The organism is Pseudomonas sp. P5_A2_2 (assembly GCF_054177685.1).
This window is the reverse complement of sequence record NZ_JBGCUL010000358.1, coordinates 1-4,403: the sequence shown is the minus strand read 5'-3', so window position 1 is coordinate 4,403 and position 4,403 is coordinate 1. Positions and strand designations below refer to the sequence as shown.

Here is a 4,403-nt window from a genome sequence, read left to right as displayed (position 1 = left end):
CCAGCAGGTCGTGAATATCGATGCAGGCCGTACGACGACAGGTCTCAAAGCGCTCTTGTGGACGCCATCGGGCCTGGCCGTAATCGGCGTAGAACGCGTGATAGCAGTCGCTGCCCAGTTCATCGAGCAGTGCAAACAACCCCGAAAAACCGGCCTCGCCCCCGTATGAAGGCGTGAGCCCTGCCTTGGTGGCGGCACGTTTCAAACCGTCGATGAACTGCTTTTGCTGACGCAACGTATCACCGATCAGCAAGGCGTCTACACCACCGTCCCAGCGGGCGATTTGTCCGTAGAACTCTCCCGTGGCCAGATAACCGTCATCCCACAGGTCGAACCCGCCGCGCCACGCCCGGCGATGGCCGATCATCAACAGGTTCAGGCGGCTGGACTCGCGACCGGCGTCGGAGATCGGCGCCAGGTGGTTGAACGGCAAGACTTCGCGATCATCGACCATCAACACCTCGACCCGGGGATCGTCATAGACAAACAATGCGCTGTTGGTCCGGTGCATGTTCTCCACGGCCGCGCAGCTTGCCCCGTTCAACCGCAACGAGGCGATGCGCAACTGGAATGTCGCCGGCGCCCGCGTGGCGATGATCAACTGCGCGGCACGCAACAATGCCAGGGTGTAGCAGTTGTCACGGGCCCCGGACTGGATCGCCAACACCTTGTAATCGCCAATGCGCTCCATGCCCCCCGCCGCTACCGCCAGGCGCTGAATCAACAATTGCAATGCGGTGCGTTCGGCACGGGAGAAAAACCCCAGCAATCGCTGCAGCACTTGTTGATAGACATAGTTCATCGCTTGGTCATGGATGCTGGTCATCTTTATTTACCTGATACTCGTAAGTTCAATATCGCGCAGACAGCAAATCCCGTTGGACTGTCTGCACGTATGGAGTCATGGACTTTATTGCCAAATGCTAGCACTTGAATTTTCTGGTGATCATTTGCAACGTTCGCAGCGCCCCCTCGGTTTAACGACGCAGGTGAAGCTGTAGTGCCCAGCCGGCAAGGGTTTTCTCGATTTAAATCGCAGTCCTAGGAAACGTCCGACAATGTCCCACAGACACTTAACACAAGAAATAAAGAAGGAAGTTGTCGCTGTCTTTTTGGCAACTACACAACAACACGCTAGTTTGGAGATGTGCACCGACGGCGCACATTGAAAAGATTCAGCCTGACACCCAGTCATGACTCATTCCTTGAGATGAAAGTAATCATTCAATTATCAGGGCTTAGTGGCTGATTAGAAGCTACAGATTACGAGCAAAAACCAGTTCAGTTGCTGGGCTGGCCTGCGGGTCGACGGCTTTTTGGGGAGGGGGGGACTGAAACGAAAGAGTCCGCATGGGCACGGACTCTTGGATTGGCTATTACGGCGATTGTTATGCCGGTTCGACCTGCAGCGCCACCCTTTCGCGACACGGGCATTCGTCCATGTAGCGGTGCGCTTCGACAAACTCGGCAAACGGGAAGACCCGAGTCTTGAGCGGCAGCAGAACGCGGTCGGCAGTCATCTGATTGATGTCGCGCAAGGCACGTTGCAGTGCGACCTGGTCCTGGGTGATGCCCAGTTCCGGCTTGCCAGTGAAGTTGCCGATGCAGTGTACGAAGAACTGAATGTTTTTCTGGAACGCTGCGCTGGCCGGGAAAGGCGTCTGGTTGCCGCCTTGCAGGCCGTACAACACCAGGCTGCCGCGAGGTGCCAACACATCGCCAAGCAACGACATCTGCGGGCCGCCCAAACCATCGAATACCACATCCACGCCGCGGTTATCGGTGATCTTGTTGATTCGTACCAGCAGATCTTCTTCCTCGGTGACGATGACTTTCTCGGCACCCAGCGACAGCAGATACTCACGCTCGTCTGCTGACTTGGTCGCGGCGATCACTCGAACACCCAAGGCCTTGCCCAGTTGTACAAACGAAGGTCCGGCGCAATGACTGGCGTCGGTCACCAGGGCAAACTGCCCGGGTTTGACCCGTGCCAGATCCGCATAAGCGAAATAGGCAATCAACAACGGCGTGTAGTGCACGCTGGCTTCAATCGGGCTGAGCACATCCGGGTAGCGGGTCAGTGCCGAGCGCGGCAGAACGATCAGCTCGCCGTAGACCGGGTAATCGTTCGGGCTTTCGGCCGGGAAACTGGCAACCTTGTCACCGATGGCCAGGTCTTCCACGCCATCGCCGACGGCGGTGACGATACCGGCCATTTCATGACCAAGGCCTGAAGGCAGGCGAGCATGGGACGAGGCCAGGTTCTGGCGCCAAAGAATGTCATACCAACTGATGCCGATCGCTTCGACGCGCACCTGCACTTCGCCCGGTGCAGGCAGAGCCGCCGCATGCTCTTCGCATTTGAGCACCTCGGCTGGACCAAACTTGTGAAAACGGATCGTGCGGGACATCGCAAACCTCGCCAATTGAACCTCTAATGCCTTGAACTCTAGCTGGGCTTTCAACCCAACACTATCTGTGGCTATTAATAGTCGACATGCCTGTCATTGATTCCGCAGCGGCGGCAATTTCGTGAAATGTTGTAGGAAACTGGAGCCGCTTTTGCAGGAAATCTGAATTACCCGGTGCAGAGTACCAGCCTTTCCCCGTAATATTCCTGCTGGCCATTGTTCTCATATGGCCGCTCACGTCAAGTTTGCTGACTCTGCCAGGACTCCAGATGAATCGTAATGACCTGCGTCGTGTCGACCTGAACCTGTTGATCGTTTTCGAAACATTGATGCACGAACGCAGCGTGACCCGTGCTGCGGAAAAACTGTTCCTCGGCCAGCCGGCCATCAGTGCGGCGCTCTCGCGCCTGCGCGGCTTGTTCGATGATCCTTTGTTTGTGCGTACCGGCCGCAGCATGGAGCCGTCCGCCCGGGCGATCGAAATTTTCGCCCTGCTGTCGCCGGCACTGGATTCGATTTCCACGGCCGTCAGCCGTGCGGCCGAGTTCGATCCTGCCACAAGTACCGCCGTGTTCCGCATCGGCCTTTCGGACGATGTCGAGTTCGCCTTGCTGCCCATGCTGCTCAAGCGCCTGCGTGCCGAATCGCCGGGGATTGTGCTGGTGGTGYGCAGGGTCAACTACATCCTGATGCCGGGGATGCTGGCGTCCGGGGAAATTTCCATCGGCGTCAGCTACACCACCGACCTGCCGGCCAATGCCAAGCGCAAAGTATTGCGCCGCAGCCAGCCGAAGCTGTTGCGTGCCGACACCGTCCCGGGGCCGTTGAGCCTGGATGACTACTGCGCTCGCCCCCATGCACTGGTGTCGTTCGCCGGCGACCTCAGCGGTTTTATCGATGAAGAACTGGAAAAACTCGGGCGCAAACGTCATGTGGTGCTCGCCGTGCCGCAGTTCAACGGGTTGAGCACCCTGCTCGCGGGCACCGACATCGTGGCTACGGTGCCGGACTACACGGCCGATGCACTGACGGCGGCTGGCGGTGTACGGGCAGAGGACCCGCCGTTGCCGGTGCGCAGCTTTGAACTGCATATGGCCTGGCGCGGGTCGCAGGATAACGATCCGGGAGAGCGCTGGCTGCGGTCGCGGATTCAGATGTTCTTTGGCGACCCTGAGAGTCTTTGAAAGGGGGCTGGCGCCTTATTATTCAAGGTGCGTAAGCTGGATTTAGCGCCATACAAAAGTCCACTGCTTCCGATCAATGACCCGGGCTACCCCAGCGCCTCTTTTGGGGGCGTTATTGGGGGCAAACACTGTGTACTAAAAAAGTTGCCCCCAACATAGAGACCCCAAGAATACACTAGCGGCGAGTGGCTGAGATTTGGGCAACTGACGGAATGACGTGCACGCTACAAACACTTAATCTGCTGACTGGCATGTATCGTCAAGGGGCTACCAATGTCGTTTGATCTCCACCACCTCCTGCTTGTATTCACCGCCTACATCGTGGGAGCAGCAAGCCCTGGCCCCAGCAACATGCGCATCATGGGCGTAGCCATGCACCAGGGCAGAAAACCTGCGCTTGTGCTGGCAGCAGGTGTAATCAGTGGTTCTTTTTTCTGGGGATCGATGGCCGCCACGGGCGTATCAGCCATTCTGGCCCAATACGCGCAGGCGCTCTTCGCCCTCAAAATAGTCGGAGGGATTTACCTGCTTTTCCTCGCCATCAAAGCTGGTCGCTCCGCCCTCAACCCTGACGAGCGCCTTCAAAAAGAACTGGCTGGCGCACCAACGGTTTCGGGCTTTGGCCTTTACCGGCGCGGCCTGCTTATGCACCTCACAAACCCGAAAGCGCTGCTGGGTTGGATCGCAACCATGACCCTGGGGCTGGGGCCACACGCGACGCCTGGAACAATTGTGATTATCCTGGCTGGCTGCGCCGTACTGAGCGTCACTATCTTCTGCAGCTATGCGATCATCTTCTCCACTGCAC

General features: G+C 57.8%; 3 protein-coding genes and 1 pseudogene. 2 read left to right on the top strand and 2 right to left on the bottom strand.

Annotation, left to right across the window (positions count from 1 at the left end; genetic code table 11):
- Positions 1-826: pseudogene (locus ACXRVY_RS18270) on the bottom strand (hypothetical protein); the annotation flags it as partial.
- Positions 827-1,388: 562 nt separating this feature from the next.
- Positions 1,389-2,411: a zinc-dependent alcohol dehydrogenase family protein gene (locus tag ACXRVY_RS18265; RefSeq protein WP_458237922.1), complete on the bottom strand. Its 1,023-nt coding sequence runs from the start codon at positions 2,409-2,411 to the stop codon at positions 1,389-1,391.
- Positions 2,412-2,680: 269 nt separating this feature from the next.
- Between ACXRVY_RS18265 and ACXRVY_RS18260 the strand changes: the two genes are divergently transcribed.
- The gene (locus ACXRVY_RS18260) at positions 2,681-3,595 is read left to right on the top strand and encodes a LysR family transcriptional regulator (protein WP_458237921.1); all 915 of its coding nucleotides are present in this window, start codon (positions 2,681-2,683) and stop codon (positions 3,593-3,595) included.
- Between the two features lie 273 nt (positions 3,596-3,868).
- On the top strand, positions 3,869-4,403 hold a 535-nt coding region (locus tag ACXRVY_RS18255), incomplete at its 3' end, for a LysE family translocator (protein ID WP_458237920.1).